This is a genomic window from Acinetobacter junii, from assembly GCF_018336855.1.
Taxonomy (GTDB): Bacteria; Pseudomonadota; Gammaproteobacteria; order Pseudomonadales; family Moraxellaceae; genus Acinetobacter; species Acinetobacter junii.
In genome coordinates, this window is record NZ_CP059558.1 from 1,694,831 (window position 1) to 1,720,418 (window position 25,588).

Sequence of the window (25,588 nt, forward strand, 5' to 3'; positions counted from 1 at the left end):
TATGATTTGATTCTTCTATAAAACACTAAAAGCACATCAGATAGGCTGATGTGCTTTTTTATTTCAGACAGAACCTAAAATCAAAAGGGTAAGAATAGAGGTGAATTGGCTCAATTCCTGACCACCCTTAATTCATCAAAACACCTGGATTTACATGAGACTGGTATCTATTTTTTCATTCAATCTAGAAAGAAAAATGAATCTAAATTAGATCAAACCTTTTCCACACATCATTTTTATGCAAAAAAAAGCATCTCGATTGAGATGCTTTGCTGATATTTGATAGTTTAGATTTCAATTGCAACAGCTGTTGCTTCACCGCCACCAATACATAATGCAGCGACGCCTTTCTTCTTGCCTAGACGTTTTAATGCATAGATCAATGAAAGAATAATACGTGAACCTGTCGCACCAATCGGATGACCTAAAGCACATGCGCCACCGTGAATATTGACTTTAGCTTCATCAATACCTAACTCATGAATCGGAGCCATAGCCACCATCGCGAAAGCTTCATTGATTTCCCATGCATCGACATCCTCAACTGACCAGCCAGCACGATCAAGTACTTTTTGAATCGCACTAATTGGAGCAATCGTAAACTCACTTGGATGTTGCGAATGACTCGAAGTAGCTACAATCTTAGCCAAGACATTTAAATCATTTGCTTGTGCATAATCTTCTGTAGAAAGTACCAAAGCCGCAGCACCATCCGAAATCGAACTCGAATTGGCTGCCGTAATCGTACCGTCTTTGCTAAAAGCAGGGCGTAGTGTCGGAATCTTATCAAGATTTGCTTTCAGAGGTTGCTCATCTTGGTCAATCACCTCAACACCTTTACGTGTTTTAACTTCCACAGCGACGATTTCATCTTTGAAATATCCTTCTGTAATCGCTGTTTGAGCTTTTTTGAGTGAAGAAATCGCAAAGTTATCCATTTGCTCACGGGTGAAGCCCTTGGTATTTGCCATATCCTGAGCAAATGAACCCATTAAACGACCCGTTTCAGCATCTTCTAAACCATCCAAGAACATATGATCTTTGATTTCACCATGTCCCATACGATAGCCATCACGTGCTTTAGGTAGGATATATGGTGCATTGGTCATTGATTCCATACCGCCCGCAACCACAATATTTGCACTACCAGCTTTTAAAGCATCTGATGCCATCAATACTGCTTTCATCGCAGAACCACATAGTTTATTGATGGTCACAGCACCAACATGATCTGGAACTCCAGCTTTACGCATTGCTTGACGAGCAGGACCTTGACCAATGCCAGCACTCAATACACAACCAAAAATCACTTCATTGACTTGCTCTGGTGCAATACCAGCACGCTGGATAGACTCACGGATTACGGCAGCACCTAATTCTGGAGCAGTTAAACTAGAAAGGCTACCTTGAAAACCGCCCATCGCGGTACGACTACCTGACACAATAACAATAGAACTCATTTTTATATCTCTTTAAATGTATGTTGTCGTAAAACTGCTCCAGTTCAACAGACAAGAGCAGAATATCTCATCTCATTTATGCCACTAAAGATTTATCAAAAATTAGTGGCACACCTGTTACTGCTCGAATTTGTTCCAGCGTCACATCTTTTGCGAGTTCAATTAGTTCAACACCTTCAGATGTAATATCCATGACACCTAAATCCGTTATCACACGATGAACAACGGCTTGACCTGTCAGTGGTAAGCTACAGTTTTTCACAATTTTAGGTGTACCATCTTTCGCACAGTGTTCCATCAGAACCACAACTTTTTGAACACCTGCAACCAAGTCCATTGCACCGCCCATACCTTTGACTTTCTTACCTGGAATCATCCAATTGGCTAAGTCGCCTTGTTCAGAAACTTCCATAGCGCCTAAAATCGCAATATTGACATGACCGCCACGGATCATTGCGAAAGATTCTGAACTTGAGAAAAATGCCGCACCTGCACGTGCAGTAATCGTTTGCTTACCAGCATTGATCAAATCTGCATCTAAGGTTTCTTCAGTAGGAAATGCGCCGATACCAAGCAGCCCATTTTCAGACTGCAACCATACATTCATGTTTTTTGGAATATAATTGGCAACAAGGGTAGGTAAGCCAATACCCAAGTTCACATAGAAGCCATCTTCGAGTTCTTGTGCAGCACGCTGTGCCATTTCATTACGTGACCAAGCCATTTTAAACTGCCTCCATGCTTAAAGTTTTTTGTTCGATACGTTTTTCAGGTGATGCATTTAAAATAATGCGATTCACATAAATCCCTGGTAAATGGATTTCATCTGGATCTAATTCACCAATCTCAACGATTTGTTCCACTTCAGCAATGGTGATTTTCCCAGCCATTGCACATTCAGGATTAAAGTTCTGCGCCGTCTTACGGAATATTAAATTTCCAGCTTTATCTGCCTTGTAAGCTTTAATAAGAGAAACATCAGCAGTAAGCGATTCTTCTAAAATGTATTTTTTACCATGAAAATTACGTTCTTCTTTGCCTTCAGCAATCAGAGTTCCTACACCAGTTTTCGTATAAAAAGCTGGAATACCAGCACCACCAGCACGTAATTTTTCAGCTAATGTTCCTTGTGGAGTTAATTCAACTTCAAGCTCGCCATTTAGATATTGACGTTCAAATTCTTTATTTTCACCCACATAAGATGAGATCATTTTTTTGATCTGTTTGGTATGCAATAAAATACCTAGGCCAAAATCATCAACACCCGCATTATTTGAAATACAAGTCAGACCTGTTACACCACTTTCTTTAACCGCGACAATGAGCTGCTCAGGAATTCCACATAACCCAAAACCGCCCACGGCAAGGGTTTGGTTATTAGCAACCACATCTTTGATTGCTGCCTCAGCACTGGCATATACCTTATTCATTCTATTATTGTCCTATCGTCCCTTAGTGATTTAGTTTTAGCATTAGGACTAGGTAGATAGAAGTTGATTTTTCTTAAGGATTAATGAGTTTAATTAATAAATTGATTTATTTGGATGGATTTTAATCTTAAAAAACAATAGATTAAAATCCATAAACTATTGAAAATATTAATAATAAATATATTTATTTAAAAGTAAAAAATATTAAACCAATTACAATAATGAGTTATTTAAAATTTATACCTTATCAATGACTGAATAAATTGTGCCGAAATATGTGATATTTCAAAATTCTTTTTATAGATGATACCAACCGTTTTGTGGATGGTTCCATCTTCCAGTTCGAGTAATACATTCTCTGTTAAATCAATATGCTTAGCAAAATGACGAGGAATCGCGCTTACCCCAATGCCATGTGCAACAAAACTAGATAACGAAGAAATCTGATGACACTCAATTTTCAAATCCAAAGTCATATTGTTGCGCAAACAGTTTTGCTCAACTAGGTGACGAACAATTGATGGCTTTTGTAGGGTAATAAAAGGATTAGCAAACAATTGTTGCCACGAAATACGTGCATTGTCTGCTAAAGCATGATTTTTAGGAAGTAAGGCCAGAAAGTCTTCATCAAACAAAGGCACAAACTCTAAGCCTTCCGTCAGTTCTGGTTCAAAACAAATGCCTAACTCAAAGATACCATCTTGAACTTTCTCTATAATGGTTTCATTTGGAATATCATGGATCGAAAAATTAAGGTTTGGATGCTCAGATAAAAAAGAATGAATCACATCAGGCAAGATCGCATGAGTAAAAAAGGGCATCGAGGCGATACTGAGTGTGCCGCGATTTAATTTAAAGCGTTGTTTAACATCATTTTCCATTTCATCCCAATTTGCCAATAGTTTTTTTGCGTAGGGAATGAGAGATTTACCTTCTTGAGTCAGCTCAACACGACGTGTATTTCGATTAAACAACTTACCGCCAAGTTCATCTTCTAAACTTTTTATACTTAGACTTAAAGCAGACTGACTTAAGTGCAGTTCCAGCGAAGCATTGGCATAATTTAAAGTACGCGCAAGTGCTAAAAATGCCTTTAGCTGCTTAAGAGTCATCGCTTTTCCTAAGTAAATTATTGAATAGATCTAATTTATCGTAAAAATGCACTGAATGTTATTTTAGAAATTAATTTTCAAAGAAAAGTTGATCTATACAGCAAATAAAAACTCCCACAATCAGAAATTATGGGAGTTAAGATTAAAATTAGAGAATACGAAGTTTCTCTAAAACTTATACTTTTAGTTTTTTAAGTCCACGGCTCACACCATTTTGTAATGCCAATTTGATAATTGGTCCAATAAAAGGCACACGCCCCTTAAAGCTAATCGTATAGTCCAAACGACTACGATTATTTCCCAAATCGGTAAACTTCATTACGCCGCGATGCGCTTTAATTGGTGCAATACCACTGGTAATCGCGTATTCAATCAATTCATTTTCTCTATAGACTAAATTTGTTTCAACAAATGAAGGTGTGAGTGGTATAGATAACTTACGCGCTGAACCAACCCCATTACGTGCATCTTGACCATCACTCAAACGAGTCACTTTTGCTGGAGCGAAGAGCTTATTCAAATTTTCATGTTCGCTGAGGATCGCAAATACCTTTTCGACAGGGGCATTGAATTCTTGAGTGATGTTGATTTGTTGCATTTTTAGCATAGCAATTCCTTTCTTTTTTAATTTGACATGATGAATTGTCATTTTTCAAATACTAACACGGTTTGGCTGAACTGGTCATTTTGTTTGTCGGATTATCGGAGTAGCTAAAAATTCAGATATATGTAAGCAAAGGCGCTTGTTCAAGCATCAAAAATTGTGAATACTCAGCCTCGAAAATTCAGGTTATACCATTATCTTTTTTGGGGTTAGGCAACTACTGTGAAAACTTATCCATTTTCATTTTCTCGTTTACAAAAAGCGCTTCTAACCGTTGGTTCATTTTCGTGTATGGGACTAAGCTCAGTCGTCGCAAATGCAGAAGATGAAAACACTGTTTCGCAACTTCCAACTATCACTTTAGCAGCACAATCCATTCAAAGTGTGTACTACCAACCTCAAATCAATTTATCAGGTTTTAATCAACAAACCGTTGCTAAAATTCCTGCTTCAGTGAGCACGATTACTGCCGAACGCATTGCTGATCAGCATGCAAAAACACTGGCTGACGTTGTGAAAAATGATGCTTCTGTAGGGGATGGTTATGCGCCTATTGGCTATTACTCAAACTTTATTATGCGTGGTTTCGCGCTCAATCTAGGTTCAAGTTATCTACTCAATGGCAACTTACTTAGAGGCGAGCAAAATGTTGCGTTAGAAAATAAAGAGCAAGTCGAGATCTTAAAGGGTATCAGCGCAATCCAAAGTGGTATGTCTACGCCAGGTGGAATAGTTAATTACGTGACTAAACGTCCAAAGGATATTCGTTCAGTTACATTAGAAACAGATAGTCAGGGTGGTTATCGTATCGCAACAGATATCGGCGATATCGTGGGTGAAAATCAACAATTTGGCTATCGAATCAATTTAGCTCACGAAGAGATTCATCCGTATGTAGAGCATACCAATGGGAAGCGTCTTTTCGGTTCAGTTGCTTTGGACTGGAAGATTTCTGATGATTCAAAACTTGAGTTTGATATTGAATCACAACGCCAACGTCAGCGCTCGGTACCAGGCTATCAATTATTAGATGGAAAAATTGTACCGACTAATGTGGAATGGGATCGTTTACTGGGTTATCAAAGTTGGAGTAAACCCGTTACTAATGAAAGTCTGAATACGAGTTTAAAATATACGCATCGTCTCAATGATGATTGGACAGCAAACTTATCCGCTTCGCAAAGCCGTGTAGTCGTTGATGACTATTCAGCATTCCCGTGGGGTTGTTATAGTGAGATTTGTGAATTTACAGGTTTAGGCAATACCTTTGATCAAAAAGGTAACTACGATATTTATGATTTCCGTAGTCCAGATGATAGTTATTTAACAAATCAATTTAAAACAGGATTAAACGGCAAGTTCGCAACAGGGACATGGCAGCATAGCTTAAATGTCGAGTTATCTCATACCTATAAACGACGTGCTCAATATGATGCAATCAATCAACTCGTTGGTACGGGCAACATCTATAACAATACTGTGGACTATAAGCCTACAGATGTAGCTCTAGGCAATCGCTATAAGTCCCTTGATAGTCAGCAAACCGCATTAAATCTACTAGACCGAATCCGTTTTAATGACGCATGGTCAGTTCATATGGGTGGAAAAATCCTTTCTTTAGATGAGAAAGCTTATGATGCGGCAGCGAATAAGATTCGTGATACAGATTTAAACCGATTCTTGCCACAATTTGCAGTGATGTATCAACCTTGGGAAAATACGCAGGTTTACACATCATTTAGCAAAGGTCTAAGTGATGGCGGACAAGCGCCGTGGTATGCCTTCGGTAATGAAGAAAAAGGGATTGTCGGTAATGCATTTGAAACACTTGCTCCAATCAAATCCACCCAATATGAACTGGGATTGAAGCATCAATTACCATCTATGTTGTTTACAGCGGCAATATTTGATCTAGAACAAGATCATCAATATACGAATGCTGATAACTATTACTTAACTGATGGTAAACAACATAACTTAGGTTTAGAACTTGGCTTGCAAGGACGTTTGACACAGAATTTAGATATGGTCTCGACTTTGGCGCTAACTCGTTCACGCTTAAAAGAGATCGATGTCGCTGAATATCAAGGACATCAAACTCAGAATGTTCCTAAAGTACGCTTTGCAACTTACTTATCGTATCAATTGCCACAAGTAGAAGGCTTAAGATTACTGGCTGGTACACAATACAGTTCAAGTAAATATGCCAATAAAATAGGCAGCGTAAAAGTTCCAAGCTACACAGTTTTTAATGCTGGTGCAGCTTATAACTTTAAAGCTAATGGCTATGAAAACACGTTAAGATTCAATGTAGATAATCTATTTAATAAAAAATATTGGAGAGATGCGGGAAGCTTCTTTGGGGATGATTATTTGTTCCTAGGCGCTCCACGCACTGCACAATTCTCTTGGTCGGTGAATTTCTAAATCCAATTCACTGATATGAATAAAGACGATCTGACTTAAAAATTGGATCGTCTTTTTTTACGGAATTCTGTTATTCGATTAATAAAATTCAAGTTTTATATCGTTGTAAACAAAAAATAGAAACGAAAGATTTTATGTCATCATCTAAAGAATAATTCCAAATTACAAACACACCCTTATAGCAATAATTCAATCAATATCCTGATAGTTTTTCAGCTCATGATGAAGCTCATTCAGGTTAGAGCACTGAAACCCATAAAAACACACAACAATGAATTTTATTCATCTTTTGGTTAGATTAAATCATTTTTACTCATGTGAACATTCATGTATAAATTATTTCATACAGAAATTCAGGTTTTATCTTAGAGATTAGGGTAGTAGTACAATGAGTAAAAAATTTACATGTTCTATTAAAAGTATTCGTTTTGATGAAAACTATCATCCTTCAGAAAGCACACGTCTTACAACCAACTTTGCAAATTTAGCAAGAGGTGAGAGCCGTCAAGAAAATCTACGTAAAACCTTACAAATGATCAATAATCGTTTCAATGACTTAGCACATTGGGATAATCCAAAAGCGGATCGTTATTCGGTTGAAATCGATATTATTTCAGCAAATATGGATATCGAAGGTAATGGTCATGAATTTCCAGTTATTGAAATGTTAAAAACAACAATTGTTGATCATCAGACAAATAAGCGTATTGATGGCATGGTAGGTAATAGTTTTTCATCTTATGTGCGTGATTATGATTTTAGTGTCTTATTACTAGAACACAGTAAAAATCAAGCAAAATTTAGTGCGCCAGATAACTTTGGTGTATTACACGGCAAGCTTTTTAAACACCTAATCAACTCAGCGGCATATAAAGCGAATTTTGATAAAGCACCTGTGATATGCCTGAGTGTGTCGAGCACAAAAACATATTATCAAACTGCAAATGTACATCCTGTATTGGGCGTTGAATATCAACAAGATGAATATTCTCTAACTGATGAATACTTCAAGAAAATGGGATTAAAAGTACGTTATTTCATGCCTGCTAACAGTGTAGCGCCATTAGCTTTTTATTTTTCAGGTGATTTACTAAGTGATTACAGCAACCTAGAACTCATTAGTGCAATCAGCACAATGGAAACATTCCAAAAGATTTACCGACCTGAAATTTACAATGCTAACTCTGTAGCTGGCAAATGCTATCAACCAAGTTTGAAATACCAAGATTACTCTTTAACGCAAATCGTATACGACCGTGAAGAGCGTAGTCAGTTAGCTGTAAAACAAGGCAAATTCACTGAAGAGCAATTTATCAAACCATATCGAGAGATTCTCGAACAGTGGGCTGAGAACTACACCGAACAAAATTATGCTGCTGTGTAAACCGATATAGAAGATTACTGATTATGAAAAGATTATTACCGACATCAACTGCTGGCAGCTTACCAAAACCTTCTTGGTTAGCTGAACCTGAAAAACTTTGGTCGCCATGGAAACTCCAAGATGAACAACTTTATGAGGCTAAGCAAGATGCTTTAAGACTGTCGCTACACGAGCAATTACACTCGGGCATTGATATCGTAAGTGATGGTGAACAAACTCGCCAACATTTCGTCACAACGTTTATTGAACACTTAGATGGTGTTGATTTCCAGAAACGTGAAACGGTTCGAATTCGAAATCGTTACGATGCAAGTGTTCCATCCGTTGTGGGTGCTGTCAGTCGTCAAAAACCTGTATTCGTTGAAGATGCTAAATTTTTACGTCAACAAACCAATCAACCGATCAAATGGGCATTACCAGGTCCTATGACCATGATTGATACCTTATATGACGGACATTATAAAAGCCGTGAAAAACTAGCATGGGAATTCGCAAAAATTTTAAATCAGGAAGCGAGAGAACTCGAAGCAGCTGGTGTTGATATCATCCAGTTTGATGAACCTGCATTTAATGTATTTTTTGATGAGGTCAATGATTGGGGTGTTGCAACTTTAGAAAGAGCGCTAGAGGGTCTGAAATGTGAAACAGCCGTACATATTTGCTATGGCTACGGTATTAAAGCCAATACAGATTGGAAAAAGACATTAGGTTCAGAATGGCGTCAATATGAGGAAGCCTTTCCTAAGCTTCAAAAATCTAAAATTGATATCGTTTCGCTAGAATGCCAAAACTCTCGTGTACCAATGGATCTAATTGAACTAATTCGCGGTAAAAAAGTGATGGTAGGTGCGATCGATGTTGCTACTAATAATATCGAAACACCTGAAGAAGTTGCCGATACCTTAAGAAAAGCTTTGCAATTTGTTGATGCTGACAAACTTTATCCATCAACCAATTGTGGCATGGCGCCGTTGTCTCGCCATGTAGCGAGAGGCAAACTTAATGCTTTAAGCGCAGGTGCAGAAATCGTTCGAAAAGAACTATCTAACTAATATTTTGAGCTAAATAGGATTTATGGTTTGCAATCAAAATGATGATCAAGCCATGAGTCTCTTTTAGCATCAATCTTGATCAAAAATCGCATCTATTTAAAAACACATGCAGATGGTGTGCCTAAGAAATGGAATAGCATGATATTGCTAAATCTAAAAGGTACGGTTCAATTGAGGAACAATTTAATGATTGAAGCAATAGACTTTAGAAATGCAATGTCTTTATTAACAAGTGCAGTGAGTGTTGTAACAACGATTGGCTCTACAGGTCGATATGGATTTACGGCATCAGCTGTGTGTAGCGTGACAGATTCACCACCAACACTTTTGGTATGCATGAATATCGCGTCTAGCTCACATACACACTTTGTTGAAAATAAAATTCTCACTGCGAACGTCTTGGCGGCACATCATCAGCATATGTCTAAAGTGTTTTCATCTAAGATGAGTCCTGAAGAACGTTTTAAATATGGCAGTTGGACAGAATTAGAAACTGGCGCACCTGTGTTAAAAGATGCTTTGGTTAGTTTTGATTGTCAAATTGAGCAGATTCAGGAAGTTGGAACACATACCATTTTTATTTGTCGTATCGTAGCTATCCAACAAGGTCAGCATGATCAGGGGTTAGTCTACTTTAACCGTGCTTATCATCAAGTTGGGCAGATTGCAGAAATTGCCTGAGCCAACTATCTATTCATCCCTTTATTTTAAGAAAATATCTCGTGGAATTAATCATTTTTTTAGCCATCGGGGCTTTAGCTGGTTTCGCTGCTGGACTCTTTGGTGTGGGTGGTGGGCTCATTATCGTTCCACTTTTATATATCGTATTCACTCAAATGGGATACCAACCAGATGTCATCATGCATATGGCTTTGGGAACCTCATTGGCAACAATTATTGTGACTTCTATTAGTTCATTGATCGCCCACAATAAAAACAGTGCCGTGATTTGGCCTGTATTTAAAAATCTAACACCAGGACTAATCCTTGGTTCATTTTTAGGAGCTGGTATTGCGGGATTACTTTCTGGTGCAAATTTACAATTGATCATCGGGATATTTGTGATCTGGGTTGCTTACAAAATGTTCTTTGGGGCGAAAAATGTAATCGATCAGGGTAAGGTATTACCATCAACAACTCGACAAATATTTGCAGGTACAGGCATCGGAGTTGCTTCAGCAATTTTTGGTATTGGGGGAGGGAGTTTAACCGTTCCTTATCTAAATCATTATGGTGTAGTCATGCAAAAAGCCGTCGGAACCTCGGCAGCATGTGGCTTACCAATTGCCATCGCAGGTGCTTTAGGATTTATTTTTTTTGGTATGAAACAGCATATCAATGTGCCTAAGACTATTGGTTTTGTACATATCTATGCATTTTTAGGTATTAGCATTATGAGTTTTATGACGGCTAAGCTTGGAGCTAAAACAGCACATATTTTATCGCCAATCGTACTTAAAAAATGCTTTGCTTTAATGTTATTGATCGTTGGATGCTTCTTTCTTTACAAAGGCATGTGATAAAAATCTTCTCCGTATAGCTCACTTTTCTGTGAGCTTTTAAAATCTTTTTTTAGTCTTTAACAAATCAACAGCAATCTATATTCTCCATCTATCTCTATCGGTGCTCTATGCACACAGGGTAAAACTTGTTGTGTTGGATGGTCGACTGCCAAACGCCATAGATGACCTAAACCTAAATTAACAGGTTTACTCTCAGGTTTTGCTCGGTAGTGCAAATCAAAGAAATATTCTTCTAAAAAATTCTCAAATTCAGCTTCTGGTCCATCATGTAGATTTTTTAGTTTTTCTCTAATTTCAGGAACTAGAATCTTTTGCTCAACTTGATCGTTTGGCAGAATCTCACTTGCCGCACCGTGATAGGTACATAAAAAAGTATCTGTTGGAATAGGCGAGCGATCAACATGAAATGAATAAACATCTGTCGAAATATAATCTAACTCATCATCACGTTCGTAATTTTGAATTAAGTTAAGCGTAGGTGATGCACCTAGTTCTGTTAATTGTTGAATATCCGAAATTATGATTTCTCTTGCTAAACGACCATATTCAGAAAGTTGTAAAGCCAATAAATCATCAACTGAAATCTCAGTGATATTTTCCTTTAGCTGAAGTTTTTTGACGATTTCTTGAAAATCCCCATTAAGATTTCTATACCAACAAATCGCATTTCTATCTCCTTGAAAATTAGAACTGATAAGTTCGGAGAAACTAGAAACCACGCTAATTTGCTTGTGATTAGAAAATGCATTCTTCATAAAAAGAAGTTTATCAAAAAGAAAATATGTTTAATGATACACAGTTCGATCACGTTAAGAACGATAGATGGAATAGTATTTTTCAAACATTTATCTTTTCATACCGTATAACAATGAAATAAAGGGTTTTAAATAGACACTGAGAAAGTTATTTTCCACAGATCGTTATGAGCAAATTTATGCTCAAAAACTTACATAAAAAATAATTATGCGCAAATATATTCACAAATATAAAAAAATAGAGTATTTTTGAGAAAATAATTGCTCATTTACATCAATGAAAAAACTAACAATACAGGCGTTACTTGATCAAAGTTGGTTTGATATTGCTGAACTAACATTATTAGAACCTAAACTAGGCTCAGCAAGTGCCAGTGAATTAGCTTACGATTTAGAATACGCAATCCACAATTTGGACAAGCAAGATGAGCATGCCTGTAGTTTGTCGCTACCTGTACAAATACTAATAAAACATGAATCTAGTTCATGGTTTGGTTTTTTAGATGATATTGTTCCATCAGGTGCTGCACGCCGTTATTGGGTGAATTTTCTAGGTCTACAAAGACTAACGCATGCTGAGCAAGATAGTATTTTATTAGAAAAAGGTGGCATCGCACCCGTAGGCAATTTGAGAATTAAAGAAGCTATTCCACCAATCAATCCTGAATCAACTCTGCATTTACGTTATTTTAGTCAAAGTGATGTTGCTGACCGAAATGTAGATTTTCTTGAATATGCACAGCAAATGGGTGCAATTAGTGGTGGTGCAACAGGAGCGGGTGGTGAAGCTCCTAAATTATTGATTCGTGCTAGAAAAGATCAAAATATTTGGATTGATACTTATCAACAAAACTTTGATCAACCTGATCAACATTATCTAGTTAAATTCCCTAGAAATAATCGTAGTGAGATCGACTGTAATATTCTCAGAGCTGAATACTATTACTATCAAGAGCTAAAAGAGTTGGGTTTCAATACGATTGAAACTACAGAAATGAAGCTGATCGAAGGTGAAAAATATCCATCATTATGGCTACCAAGATTTGATGTCGAATGGCACAACCAAAAATGGCATCGTCATGGGCTTGAATCTGTCTATTCCGTATTAAATAAAGCTTCGGGTAGCCATCTCAATCACTTTGAAGTGATTGAAAATCTATGCAATTTACTGATATGTATTGATTCAGAGTTTGATTCAGCACAATTCGTTTGTGAGTGGTTACAGCGAGATTTACTCAATATTATTTTTGGTAATTCTGATAATCATGGTCGAAATACTTCATTTCTGAAACAATCTGGAAAAATTTCGCTTGCCCCAATTTATGATTTTGCTCCAATGAAAGCTGATCCAGAAGTTGTTACAAGGTCAACAACTTGGGGAAGTCCTTATGAGGAAGGAGGAGAATATCGATGGGAGCAAATTACACAAAAGCTTGCACATTTATGCGATCCGAATTTGTCTCTAACTACATTGAAATCTTTAGCAAGTCATCTTGTCGGGCTAAAACAAAGATTAATAGATAAAGGTGTACCAAAACAAATTATGGAGATGCCAGCGCTTTCATTTGACTATGTTGAAGCTAAATTAGAAAGATGGGAACTATTATGAATACAAAAAATCAGACTCAAGATCGTCAACAAGTTCTTATTGATCTATATCTGCAGTATTTATTGAATGAAATTACATTGGGGCAATTATTGGCGTATTTGCGAAAAAATATTCTTGGTATGTCTCAGGAACAATATGCAAATTTAGTCGGTGTAAGTCGCAGGACGTTAACCGATATTGAACAAGATAAAGGAAAACTTACGCAATCTGTTTTAGACAAGGTATTTAATCCACTTGGATTGAAAGCAGGACTTATACCAACACATGAGCATATTGTGAGAAAGATCATTAAACCATCAGAATGAGATCAATTGCTATGAACATATAGCTTCCTAATAAAAGATATTAAGAATCGGCTAATTAAAATGTTGGGACTAGGATTTTGATAGCTGAGATTTCTGTTTGGCTTTTTGGCGTAAGACATACAAATATAAGCTTTCTACTTTTTCACGTGCCCATGGTGTGGTACGCAAGAATCGCAATGATGATTTAACACTTGGATCTATGCAAAAACATCTAATTTCAATTTTACGACTTAAGCCTTCAAAGCCACCGTAGTAATCCAATAATTCATCCAAAATGTCAGCAAGTTTTTTGCCGTGTAGAGGGTCATTGGAGGTGTTCATAATAGAGCAACAATATTTTGGAAGACCATCATTATAACCTAGGCTAGTTAAAAATGAGAGGGTTGGAATTTGAACGTAATTAAAATAGAACTCATATAAGTTATTGAATACAGGTGAGAGAGTGAAAGATATGAAGTTATTATCAGGTATAAGTCATTTAACTTATGTTTACCTAAAGTCTACTTCATAATTAATTATATTGTTAAAATTCAATAAAATTAATATTTTATGTAATTATATACTTATATATAGGTTTGATTGGTTCATGAACCTGTCCTGTAATACAATATTTTCTAAAATTAAAGTCTACAAAAAGTTCTAAAGACTCTTCTTTTTTAGTGGTTACTGTCCGTACTTGATTTCTTAACATCCACGAAAAAATAGCTGAATATTTAATTCTAAATACTGATAGAAAAATTTCTTTTAGCAATTTATAGTGACTTCATTGTAAGTATTTAATAAATTTCAACTTTGAGATTTTAAGAGGGTATTTTGGACATAAAAATTTGGGAAGGCGGTCTTCAATCGCAAGAAATCATCGCTATCGAAAAAATTAGAGCTGCTTTTACTAAACAGGGCAAGATGTTTCCATGGAAAGGTTATGCGGGATTTCGCTTTACTAATTCAAAAGGTAAAGAAGGTGAATTCGATCTTGTTATTGTGACGCATTGCAATGTGATCATTGTTGAGCTTAAAGATTGGAATCATCAACCTGTTACTTCTGTTAATGGTCGTTGGTATAAAGGTGATCGCGATATGGGGACTTCTCCTGTATCAGTGACAAAGAACAAGGTATTTACATTACAGAACAAATTAGAAAAATATAAGAATAAATTTACAAACAAAGGGCGAGTACCATTCATTAAATATTTTGTTGTGATGACTGGTAATGCAGACTTTAGTCAGCTACAGGGTGTTGATAAAGAATTTACAATTTCACTGGATGACTTCTTAAAACTTGCCAATACATCTGAGTTCAACGATAAATTTCCGATAACCCACCCGATGCAACGTACGGTAAATAAAGATTTCGATATATTTGATGAATTATTTTTGGGAAATCAAACTAATGCTAGGTCATTGAATGTTGGTGGTTATACAGCTGCAGTTACGATTTTTGATCATCCAAACGGCATTTATAAAGAATATTATGCAGTCACCAAAGGGCAATTTAAAAATGAAGCACTCCTTCGCTGGTGGGACTTTAGTAAAGTATCAGGGGTGAAAGGATTAACTCCAGATGGACGAGGACAAATAGTTTCAAGAGAGCGCAATGTTCTGCAATATTTAAAAACTCATAACCAAGAACTTTGGAACCATTGTTTGAGGTCATTGACCCCGTTTGACCAAGATGAGGTTACTACGACAAGTGCAGAATTGTTTGAGTTTCCGACTAATCATTTTCGTTTTAACGAATTTATTGGTAAATATGCAAGTTTATATAGCGAAATAGATTTACTTGAAATTGCTAAGATCATAATGTCGCAATTTGAATCATTACATAAGGTAACAGTTGCACACCGTGATATTAATTCTCATAGTTTGTGGCTCTCTCAATCGAAATCAGTTGTAATCTCTAATTTGGCATGTGCGTATTTTAAACCTGCAGGAACAGTAGGTGATTATCGTGAGCAACTGGCTGTCGGTGCAATAGAAGCAGTCGGAACTGAAAGTGAGAATCCAAAATTCAACACACCCTTTGAGTCTGATGTTTATGCTTTGGCAATTATGCTTTGGCATCTGTTACATAAGGAGCGTATTTCAGAAGGCAGTCTACAGTCATTACAAAATAACTTAAAAAATAGTGCTGCGTTCTATGCTCCGGTACTTTATAACGCAATTTATAACAAGAGCTTTAAAGATGCCTCGGAATTTACTACAGCATTTCATGCGGCAGAGCCTAAGCGTGCTGAAATAATCACTTTCGATGCAAATTTAATAGAGCCATATCGCAATAGTATTAATCATTCTCGTCAATTTAAACCTGACGATGACATAGATTTCTTTGTTGAAACTGATGAAAAGGAAGTGTACTGCTCTAACGGATTGCTTGTTAAGGCCTGGCTCAACACTGGTGGTATTAACGCCTCCGATTTAGAAGGTTTTCAAATACATAAATTCATCAAGAAAATTGAAAAGCTAAAAGCTATCAATTCTCCATATATTCCACGAATAGAAGACTTTGGAATTGCACAAAAATCTTCAAGTCTATATCTTGTGACAGAATATCTTGCTGATAGCCAATCTTGGCGTCAGAAATATCAGCAATATGCGGATGTGAATTGTGACATAAGCAATGAAGAACGGTTAGCGGATATTGGGAAACTCATTTCAGCGATTGATGATTTACACGAAGCTCACGTATCACATGGTGATTTGCACGATGAGAACATTTTATTAGATAAAAATAGTGGGCAAATCTACCTGATTGATATACCAGATTTTAATTTATCTGGAGAAGAATCTAGAAATACTCAATATGCACCAGAGCAATACGATGTTGATGCTTATCAGCGTGATAATTATGCAGTGATGAAATTGGCGAGCGAGATTCTATGCTTTAATTTTGGTGAGGGATCAGAAAATTATCCAATATTGGCTGAAGCAATTCAGAATGAATTGAAAGATGAAGAATTTGGCTTCAAAGGAATTGCGAGATTTAAGCAAGCTTTTGATAGGTTAGGTCATAAATCCAAGAAAATTATTACTGTATATGATAATCGTGTGAGCGAAAGTTTTACGATTTATCCTGAAAATATGCAGATGTATGTTGGGATATCAGCTCGTACTGAGGGACATGAGCATATAGCGAGCTTAACGTTTAATGGAATTGGTGGCACATATTCATTGCAATATGATTCAAGTCGCGGTAACAGATCAATCTTTGGTGGTATGGCCCCTCGTAAAAAAGATTATCTATCAGCAAAAGAAAAAGAGAATAGCCAAGCAAGCTTAAATGTTGAAATACAGATCAAGGCATCTGATCAACGTAACTATACTGAGCTTGTCAATTTTCTTAATACACAAACCGACTTTATCGACATTGTAGACTCTGCGCTTAAAGAACATATAGCTAAACGACTACAAACAGATCAGAAAAAGAATGAAACACCATTATTTGAAAAAAATGATGCTTTTCAATTGCTTGAAGAAGGTATTCTTCCTGAGCTATCTATACAACCAATTGTTATTTCGAGCGATTCCCCTGAAAATCAGCGACAGGATATTCCTTTAAAACAGGCATCAAAAAAACTGGATACCCATAAATTATGGACTGCGATTTTAGATGCAGAAATTGATGCCTCACCATCAATTGAGCTTAAAGACACAGCATTTGTGAAAGACAATACTTTTATATGTCCTTACGATGCAGTAAAGGATCCTTTAGAAAGTTTTGATGATTCAGATACAGATAAGGTGTTTGCATTTATTAACAAAATAGACCACAAGGCTTTGAAGGCTGAGGGGAAAAAAATAGAAGATATTGAATACGATGATGAATTAGCAAAAGAATTTACGAAAGAGTTTAAATTGGGTGAGGTGGATTTAAAGGCATCGAATCTTCATGAAGTACATATTACTAAGGTCAGAAATACTCGCTATCCTCCAGAAGAAGGGAGTGTGATTTATTTTCGCTCGATGCAAAGTAATGCATCATTAAGAAAACGTAAATACGCAATTGAACGTATTCTAAATAAACAGAGCATTATTTCAGATTTGGCTGAATTGTTTGATCCAGAATGTAAGCTAACAGCTAATTATTATGACATAAAAGTTAAAGATGAAGATTTCGATCGTTATAACCGAAAAGATGATCATGGCAATCAAATTAGTCTAAACCTTCAGCAAAAAAAAGCTTTTCAAAGATTGATCAATAGTGGTCCACTTTCATTGTTACAAGGTCCACCAGGCACAGGTAAAACTGAATTTATTGCAGCATTTGTACACTATTTGATTGAAAAGCAAAATGTAAAAAATATTCTTTTGGTGAGTCAGTCACATGAGGCAGTAAATAATGCTGCAGAGCGTATTCGTAAACACTGTGCTCGTTTGGAAACACCACTTGAAGTTGTTCGATTTAGTAATCGTGAAAACACAGTTTCAGATGGTTTAAAAGATGTGTTTTCAAAGGCAATCACCACCCAAAAACGTGAACTCTTTTTAGCAGAGATGAAAACTCGTATTTCTTCTTTGGCTACAGCATTAGGTTTACAATCCGAAGTGATGGTCAAAGTGGTCGAGCTTGAACTTCAGCTATTTAAGCAAATCGATGATTTAATTCGTCTGAAAAAGATCTCTAAGAATATTAATGAAGTTGATAATTCAAACACACTGAATAAAACCATTGATTTCGACTTAGCTGCTCAAATCCGAGAACTTGAAGCATCAATTCGCAACCAAAGTGTCAATGAGTTCAATGTAGAAATTTCATCTAATACCATAATAGATTTTGAACTAAAAAATCGCATTATAAAAGCATTAAGTACTAGATTTGGATTGAATATTCAGGAAACCCGAAGTGTTCTGGCATTAGCTAAAGTCACTAAAGAGATGATTGATACGCTCTCTGGAGACTATGTAAATTATGATGAATTTTATGCACGTTCTCGTCAGCTTGTCATTGGTACATGTGTTGGTATTGGTCAAGGTCATTTGAATATCCGTGAAAACACATATGACTGGGTCATTATTGATGAAGCAGCTCGTTCTCAATCGGGTGAGTTAGCTATAGCAATGCAATCAGGCAAGAGAGTGTTATTGGTAGGTGATCACCATCAACTCCCACCTAATTATTCTCCTGAGCAAAAAAATGTGATCGCGAGAAAACTAGGTATTTCACTGGCATATGGTAATTATGACGAAATTGATAATTTGCTCAAAAGTGATTTCGACAGAGCATTTAACTCAAGCTATGGCCAACAAGCTAGTGAATCTCTTTGGACACAATACCGAATGGCAACGCCTATCGGAAATATAGTTTCTGAAATTTTTTATAAAGGTAAATTAGAATCTTCGGGACGAACTATTTCCCAGCATTATGAGCAAACTGCTGATGTATTACGTTCAACTGTAACATGGGTAGATACATCTGATATGGGGCATGATGCCTTCCATTCGGAAGTTAAACAGAATAGAGGGAAGATTCGTAATAAAGAAGAAGCAAAAGCGATTATGACTATTTTAAAGCAGATTGCTGAAGATGAAGCTTTGATTAATTATCTTAACAGCGTTAGAAAAACTGATGCAGCTATAGGTGTTATTTGTATGTATGCAGAACAAAAGCGATATTTACAGCAATTGTTCAATCAGAATGCATGGCCGGAAGGTTTCAAAGATCTAGTCAACATTGATACTGTGGATAGTTATCAAGGCAAAGAAAATCGAATCATCATCGTTTCAATCACACGTTCTGACAAATCTAATACTCCTGGCTTCATGATTATGCCAAATCGAATTAATGTTGCATTGTCTCGTGCGATGGATAGATTGATTGTAGTTGGTAATAAGAATGTTTGGACTGGAAGGAATAGAGATCTGCCATTTGGAAAAGTGGTGAAGCATATGGAAGAAAAAGGTATTGATGAAGGCTACAGATTTGTCTTTTCTAAAACTTTAAAAGGAGAAATGGTATGAACGCACAATTGAAGTATCATGAAATTGATTTTTTAATACCATCACAAGAATTCATTGTGAATTTCTCCTATGTTTCAGGGAAAGGTTTATCCTTTATTCGAGAATATATACTCCGTCTGCTTAATATTGCACCAATGACTAAAATGCAAATCTCTGTGTATTTTGGATTAACAGAGATTGAAGCAACTGAAGCGATAGATGATTTAATTGAACAAAACTTTATTAAATTAAATGCTGATGGTCGTTTGGGTTTGACAGATTCAGCAAAGAAATTGTTTACTGATGTTGCATCAGATGTGAGTTTGACTTCGATTGAAGAAAGTACGGCTAAAATAAGATTTGAGTTAGCTACATTTTGTTTTTTCAAAAATGAAAAAAATGTCGGGATAAGAAATTGGGCTTGCGGTTTAAAAATAAATGCACCTCCAGAACATGAAGCATACGCAGCTGATCATGTGAGAACAAAATTTCAAGATGAGTTTTTTCAGATTGCGGAAAACAATTTCCTTCCAAATTCAGTACTCAAGGATAATCATCGACCTCATTTATACATGATTAATTCAGTAATTCCGACTTATAAAGACCCATTAAGGATAAAAGTAGATTTTAAATTGGATCATAAAGGTGATCCCTTATTACTAGATAAATTTTCAGATTTGAGTCATTCAGATCAGATGCATTCACTACTCGCTGAACAAATAGATCAAATGAAGCGTGTCAGCAATGTAAAGGAAATTGTAAAAGCTCAGGGAATACTTGAAGATTGCTACACTTCACAATTCTTAAACGAGCAGGGACATATAACAAATTTAACTGATGTACAAGATGGTATCAATGGTGAGATATTTGATGGGGTAAATTACAATTTATTGGTTGGTCCAATTTACCAGCAAGAAAATTGGAAAGTATTAGAGAAAGAAATCCATACTATTTCGAAACGAGTGAAAGGATCTAATCAGGAAAATAATTCAACGAAAATCATTTGGATTGCACCATCAAATCCATTTTGGGGTATGACCTCAAAAATAGGGATTGCGTTTGAAACCTTGCAAGAGGCATTTAAGGATAATAAGGGGACACTATCAAAAGTATTCTTACCTATCAGGAATCAATATGATAAAAATACTGCTAAAAAGTGGTTAAATCATTTTAAACCCTATGCGAATATATTGAATGGTTTACGAGAAGGATTTTGTGATGGTAATGTTGAAATATTACTCATTAAAAATGAACTCGTTGCTATTAGTTACCATGTGAGTGATTCAGAGAGATTGCCTGTAAGTATGCCTATCGGTTTTTTCACAAAAGATTTTAATGTTGTCAATCACATAGATAAAATTGTGGACCAATATCTAAATGGTTATGCTTCGTATGATGAACCTAATAATTGCGGGCATCTCCAAAAAATTACAAGGCGTTAATAGTTTTTCATAATTCATAAATGCCACAAATGCGTGGCATTTATATAGTAATAATCTAAATATCATTTACCTAGTACTAAGTACATAGAAAGCGAGCAACTGGTGTAGGAAACTCATAACTTTACTAAGATATGTGTTGAAAACAATGCCAATGCCAATGCCAATGACAGTTTCAGTAATAAAAGTCTTGACAGTTCTGGAGGGTAATCATTACTCTATATCAATATTAATGAATTTATTGTCACTTATTATCTATTTAACATAATATACATTATGCGAAATTCAATGCATTTGAAAAATCTACACTACATATCTATTCATGCTTACTTCCTAAATGCTTTTGGCGTAACACCAGTCCAATTTTTAAAAGCTCTTGAGAAATGAGAAACGTCTGCATAACCTAAAGACTCAGATATTTCTTGTATAGATAGTTCGTTTTGAATCAGCATAGCTTCTGCATATTGTTTTCTAACTTCAGCAATCAAAGCCTTGAATGTTGTGTCTTCAATTTCCAAATAACGCTGCAACGTTCTTGAAGATATATTTAACTGCTTGGCAACCTCAGATAAGTTCAATTGACCAATATTCTTTTGGATCAGACTTGTTTCTATCAGCTCAATGATTTGCGATCGTATAATTGACTTTGTTTGTCTGCTTTTTATGTGTTTATCTGTATCACGAATACACTGTTTCTTTGCAAGTTTAAAAACAATCTCGTCTGCAGTCTCTAAATGTATATTTAATAGCCCTCTGTCAAAGGAAACAGCATCCGTTACTTGCTCAAATTTATAAGCAAAATTATTATTAATAAATAATTGTTGTTGTTTATGAAAAATAAAAATATCTGATTCAGTTTTTATCAACTTTCTTATAATATTCGCAAAGCTTGCCGCAAGAAATGCTATAAATTTATTTGTACTCTCAGATTCAACTAGTATACAAGTAAGATATAAAAATGCTTTTTCACCTTCAATTTCTAATCTCAGCTTGAATACACTGCAGTATAGACCAATAAACTCTTCTAATACTCTCAATGCCTGCTCAAGGTTTTTTGAGGACATTGCAGCAATACCAACATTTCCATAATGAGATACTTTCATTTTGTTTGCCATAAGGATTGGAAAAGCAGCATTACCAGTTAAACGGACTGATTTTTCAAGTAATTGAATAAAAACTTCCGAATCAACATACCAATACGTTTTTTGTAAATCTTCAAATGTAATATGTGTGTCAGCAAGAACTTCCTCTGATGAAATTCCCCATTCTTCTATAGTTTCAATCAATAAATTTACATATGTACCTGGTAACCTAGAAAGTAGCATTTGACACTCCATTAATCATTTACATTGGCGTGAAATGGTAAATATTGTCGGGTCATGAACTATGACAGCTTTTTTATTTACGGCATAGTAAAAAGATAAAATTCTTCATCAAGGCCAATATTAAATGAATATTTTGATTGTTCATGCACATCCTGAACCCAAGTCTTTCACATCATCTTTAAAAAATACTGCTAAAGAAAAACTTGAAAAACAAGGACATTATGTAGAAATCTCTGATTTATATGAGATGAATTTCAATCCAGTTGCATCACAATTAGATTTTGAATCACTCAACCAAACTGATTACTTTAATTATGCACTTGAACAACGTCATGCACAGAAGAATCAAACACTTGCGCAAGATATTCAGATAGAAATCGATAAAGTTAAACGTGCAGATCTGGTTATATTCAGCTTTCCACTATATTGGACTTCTGTTCCTGCAATCTTAAAAGGATGGATTGATCGAGTATTTGTTTCTGGTCTCTTTTATGGTGGAAAACGCTTTTACAATCATGGCGGAATGACTGGAAAAAAAGCGATGCTGTGTCTGACTCTGGGTGGTCGTGAGCATATGTTTGGTGATAAATCAATTCACGGCTATATAGAAACTTACCTATCTTCAATCCAACGAGGGAGTTTGGCTTATGTAGGTTTTGAGGTACTTCCGCCATTTATTGCTTATCATGTTCCTTATATTAAAGATGAAGATAGAATGAACATCATTGAAAAGTTTGAAGATTATTTAAACAATATAGATCAATTAACGCCTTTAGAGTTTCCAAAATTAGAAAACTTTGATGAGAAACTTTATCCACTTTAACAAAATCAAACTTATAAAAAAACAGTCACACTTTTATAAAAATGTGACTGTTTCTATCATTAGAACTTAGTTTTTATGTTGAATTTTATAGCACTCATCCAAAGCCAACTCATAATAAGCCAAACCATCTTGAGCTGCCTGAAAAGCTTTTTTCTGTAAAACAGGATCTTTGTCACATAATCTTTTGATTAATTCCATCGCTTCATATGGATGTAAATCATCATAATGCGCATGAGCTCTCAACCAAGCCAATGATCTTTTATTAATATTGACTTCAGGATGCGAGGTATAAGTTTGAATCCCTTTATAGACCTGGATTGTCCAATCACCTGTCGCCCACTCAATGGCTAAATTTGTTGCAGCAATACTTTCAGCCAAACCGCCTCTAAAATTTACATCCCACAAATAATGATTCACAGCATTCATCGCCGCAGGAGGTCTAACGTTATTTAGCATCTCAACAGTCAAACCGAATCCACCTGCCCAATCTTGATACCAATTTAAATGTCTTTCTTCAACTTTGATATTTTGGATTAACCAGTCTCGGGTTTCGGTTACACCATCTAGAGCAAAGTTAGTCGCTTTGGCTAATGCACCTGCCATGTATGACGGAAAATGGGCAACCAATGGATAAAAATTTAATAATGCAGAACGAAAGCACTCAAGGCTTAAATCCCCATTTGCCATGTCCACAAATAATGGATGTTTACTCACTCTTTCTTTAGCAGGTAGAAGCTCATCCCAGAACTTTTGCGCCCAATCAGAATGAGGAGTGATTTCTAATTTTGTGCTGTATTGATTCATAGCAGTCATTGCGATGCATCCTATTTCGTATGACTTAATTCAATCACTCTGTATGTGATTGATGCTTTTTTCTAAATTGTATCTTATTGCTCCAAATATACAATCATTCTTGGTAAATTTGTAACAGTTTTTAAGGGTTTGATATTTTATTCCTCTGAATCATTATATTATTTAATAGATTTTAATAAATTCGATCAATGGATGATGCGTGGGGACTAATTAAAGTTGAATTTTGCACTAATTATTTTTTTATTATCGAATAAAAATTTTTAATTTAATTCGATGCAACATAGTTTTTTAAATAATCCCTATTTTACATGTATAAAAATATTTGGGAGTGGTGAGAGATAAGATGAAGTTGAAGGCTTCCAATATTTTGGGACAAGAACAAATCGACTTGTTAATTTCTCGCGGGCTAAATTTAGTTTGGTTTCCTAAAGAATTAGAATCGATCTACAAAGATCAGTATAGAAATGAAGCAGCTTATGAGTTTCGTTATAGAGCTCCTATTATTTTAGGGTTATATGCGTTTCTAAGCTTTGGTATCTATCAAGTTCTCCCTTCAGGCATGCGTTTTGAATGGTTTGCTTATTATGGCTGGGTTGGCATTATCATTATGCTGGCTTGGTTACTTGCATTTGCACCGAAACTAAATAAATGGTTTGATCATTACGTTTGTTTGGGTTCAATGGGTGCCGTTGCAATCACATTTACCCTTATCAACGTACTTGAACAAGGTCAAAATAACGTTTTATTCCACGCAGCAATGATGTATGCCGTCGTAATTATTTATGGCTTCGTTGGAATGCGTTTTTACACAGCCATTATTGCTGGTTGGGCTGGTGGATTGATTGGTGTAGCTGCAAGTACTTGGCTAAATGGTTCTATTGATTGGACTTATTTACATCGCACATATACCTTCAGTAGTTTTTTAGGCATGGCTTTAGCTTATGCAACTGATCGACAACATCGAGAAAACTATCTACAAAATTGCATGATTGAACTGAATCGTCTTGAGTTGATGCGTCAAGCACAGCAATTATCAATTTTATCTCAACAAGATGCTTTAACGGGCTTAGCAAATCGTCGCTATCTAGATGAAGTACTTGAGAACGAATGGAAAAGAGCCACTCGACATGAGATGCCACTTACCATCATGATGATTGATATTGATTTCTTCAAACTCTATAACGATACACTAGGTCATATTCAAGGTGATCAATGCCTTAGACGTATCGCAATTATGTTGGGTTCGATTGCATCAAGAAGTGGAGATTTAGCTGCTCGGTATGGTGGTGAAGAGTTTTTGCTATTGTTCTCTATGACTGATCGAGATCAGGCTATTATTCAAGTTCAGCGTTTAATGGAACTAATCAGAAATATTGGTATTGTGCATCCTCGAAGCAATATATCTAAGCACGTTACGATCAGTGTTGGTGTGGCAACCATTACACCAACATTAAATGACAGTCTTTCAGAGTTTGTATCTCAAGCAGATCACGCATTATATATTGCTAAAAGTAATGGTCGAAACCAATATCACATTGCAACATCGAATAATAAAGTTTCAGAGTTATTATAACTACTAAAATGTAATTTAAA

20 protein-coding genes are annotated in these 25,588 nt (G+C 35.8%); 11 read left to right on the forward strand and 9 right to left on the reverse strand.

What is annotated here, in order from left to right; translation table 11 throughout:
- Window positions 1-287: 287 nt before the first annotated feature.
- From H2677_RS08025 to H2677_RS08045, 5 genes are all read right to left on the reverse strand, one after another.
- On the reverse strand, window positions 288-1,460 hold the full coding sequence (locus H2677_RS08025) for a thiolase family protein (protein ID WP_212639558.1): 1,173 nt from the start codon (window positions 1,458-1,460) through the stop codon (window positions 288-290).
- A 76-nt stretch (window positions 1,461-1,536) separates the two neighbouring features.
- Window positions 1,537-2,184: a CoA transferase subunit B gene (locus H2677_RS08030; RefSeq protein WP_004954392.1), complete on the reverse strand. Its 648-nt coding sequence runs from the start codon at window positions 2,182-2,184 to the stop codon at window positions 1,537-1,539.
- Between the two features lies 1 nt (window position 2,185).
- Entirely contained in the window at window positions 2,186-2,890 is a 705-nt protein-coding gene (locus H2677_RS08035) for a CoA transferase subunit A (RefSeq protein WP_039048228.1), read from the reverse strand.
- A 230-nt stretch (window positions 2,891-3,120) separates the two neighbouring features.
- Entirely contained in the window at window positions 3,121-4,002 is an 882-nt protein-coding gene (locus tag H2677_RS08040) for a LysR family transcriptional regulator (protein ID WP_212638268.1), read from the reverse strand.
- A gap of 175 nt (window positions 4,003-4,177) precedes the next feature.
- On the reverse strand, window positions 4,178-4,609 hold the full coding sequence (locus tag H2677_RS08045; protein WP_004911109.1) for an SRPBCC family protein: 432 nt from the start codon (window positions 4,607-4,609) through the stop codon (window positions 4,178-4,180).
- A gap of 219 nt (window positions 4,610-4,828) precedes the next feature.
- Between H2677_RS08045 and H2677_RS08050 the strand changes: the two genes are divergently transcribed.
- The 5 genes from H2677_RS08050 to H2677_RS08070 all read left to right on the forward strand — a co-directional run bounded on the left by H2677_RS08050 (window position 4,829) and on the right by H2677_RS08070 (window position 10,989).
- Window positions 4,829-7,033 carry a TonB-dependent siderophore receptor gene (locus H2677_RS08050; protein WP_212638269.1) on the forward strand — a complete coding sequence of 735 codons (2,205 nt, stop codon included), beginning with the start codon at window positions 4,829-4,831 and terminating at the stop codon, window positions 7,031-7,033.
- A 388-nt stretch (window positions 7,034-7,421) separates the two neighbouring features.
- Window positions 7,422-8,417: a DUF1852 domain-containing protein gene (locus tag H2677_RS08055; protein WP_212638270.1), complete on the forward strand. Its 996-nt coding sequence runs from the start codon at window positions 7,422-7,424 to the stop codon at window positions 8,415-8,417.
- 23 nt (window positions 8,418-8,440) lie between these two features.
- Window positions 8,441-9,469 carry a methionine synthase gene (locus tag H2677_RS08060; protein WP_087540915.1) on the forward strand — a complete coding sequence of 343 codons (1,029 nt, stop codon included), beginning with the start codon at window positions 8,441-8,443 and terminating at the stop codon, window positions 9,467-9,469.
- 186 nt (window positions 9,470-9,655) lie between these two features.
- Window positions 9,656-10,150, forward strand: coding sequence for a flavin reductase (locus H2677_RS08065; protein ID WP_212638271.1), 495 nt, complete (start codon window positions 9,656-9,658; stop codon window positions 10,148-10,150).
- Window positions 10,151-10,191: 41 nt separating this feature from the next.
- Window positions 10,192-10,989, forward strand: coding sequence for a sulfite exporter TauE/SafE family protein (locus H2677_RS08070; RefSeq protein ID WP_212638272.1), 798 nt, complete (start codon window positions 10,192-10,194; stop codon window positions 10,987-10,989).
- Window positions 10,990-11,048: 59 nt separating this feature from the next.
- Here the strand turns inward: H2677_RS08070 and H2677_RS08075 are convergent, their stop codons facing one another.
- A complete protein-coding gene (locus H2677_RS08075) occupies window positions 11,049-11,747 on the reverse strand; it encodes a DUF1826 domain-containing protein (protein ID WP_212638273.1) in 699 nt (232 codons plus the stop codon).
- 277 nt (window positions 11,748-12,024) lie between these two features.
- Between H2677_RS08075 and H2677_RS08080 the strand changes: the two genes are divergently transcribed.
- Together H2677_RS08080 and H2677_RS08085 are read left to right on the forward strand one after the other, a co-directional pair.
- Window positions 12,025-13,356 carry a type II toxin-antitoxin system HipA family toxin gene (locus tag H2677_RS08080; protein WP_129262787.1) on the forward strand — a complete coding sequence of 444 codons (1,332 nt, stop codon included), beginning with the start codon at window positions 12,025-12,027 and terminating at the stop codon, window positions 13,354-13,356.
- Entirely contained in the window at window positions 13,353-13,661 is a 309-nt protein-coding gene (locus H2677_RS08085) for a helix-turn-helix domain-containing protein (RefSeq protein WP_212638274.1), read from the forward strand. Before H2677_RS08080 ends, H2677_RS08085 begins: the two co-directional genes overlap by 4 nt.
- A gap of 69 nt (window positions 13,662-13,730) precedes the next feature.
- On the opposite strand, the gene H2677_RS08090 is transcribed toward H2677_RS08085, so the two are convergent.
- A complete protein-coding gene (locus tag H2677_RS08090) occupies window positions 13,731-13,982 on the reverse strand; it encodes a VF530 family protein (protein WP_129262783.1) in 252 nt (83 codons plus the stop codon).
- Window positions 13,983-14,474: 492 nt separating this feature from the next.
- Here H2677_RS08090 and H2677_RS08095 point away from each other — a divergent pair, with 492 nt between their 5' ends.
- Together H2677_RS08095 and H2677_RS08100 are read left to right on the forward strand one after the other, a co-directional pair.
- A complete protein-coding gene (locus tag H2677_RS08095; RefSeq protein WP_212638275.1) occupies window positions 14,475-19,616 on the forward strand; it encodes an AAA domain-containing protein in 5,142 nt (1,713 codons plus the stop codon).
- Window positions 19,613-21,037 carry a hypothetical protein gene (locus H2677_RS08100; protein WP_212638276.1) on the forward strand — a complete coding sequence of 475 codons (1,425 nt, stop codon included), beginning with the start codon at window positions 19,613-19,615 and terminating at the stop codon, window positions 21,035-21,037. Before H2677_RS08095 ends, H2677_RS08100 begins: the two co-directional genes overlap by 4 nt.
- A gap of 323 nt (window positions 21,038-21,360) precedes the next feature.
- On the opposite strand, the gene H2677_RS08105 is transcribed toward H2677_RS08100, so the two are convergent.
- Window positions 21,361-22,359, reverse strand: a complete 999-nt coding sequence (locus tag H2677_RS08105; protein ID WP_212638277.1) for an AraC family transcriptional regulator — start codon at window positions 22,357-22,359, stop codon at window positions 21,361-21,363.
- 124 nt (window positions 22,360-22,483) lie between these two features.
- Between H2677_RS08105 and H2677_RS08110 the strand changes: the two genes are divergently transcribed.
- Entirely contained in the window at window positions 22,484-23,182 is a 699-nt protein-coding gene (locus H2677_RS08110; RefSeq protein ID WP_212638278.1) for an NAD(P)H-dependent oxidoreductase, read from the forward strand.
- 66 nt (window positions 23,183-23,248) lie between these two features.
- On the opposite strand, the gene H2677_RS08115 is transcribed toward H2677_RS08110, so the two are convergent.
- On the reverse strand, window positions 23,249-23,995 hold the full coding sequence (locus H2677_RS08115) for a TenA family transcriptional regulator (protein ID WP_212638279.1): 747 nt from the start codon (window positions 23,993-23,995) through the stop codon (window positions 23,249-23,251).
- Window positions 23,996-24,338: 343 nt separating this feature from the next.
- Here H2677_RS08115 and H2677_RS08120 point away from each other — a divergent pair, with 343 nt between their 5' ends.
- Entirely contained in the window at window positions 24,339-25,568 is a 1,230-nt protein-coding gene (locus tag H2677_RS08120; protein WP_004954432.1) for a GGDEF domain-containing protein, read from the forward strand.
- Window positions 25,569-25,588 lie beyond the last annotated feature (20 nt).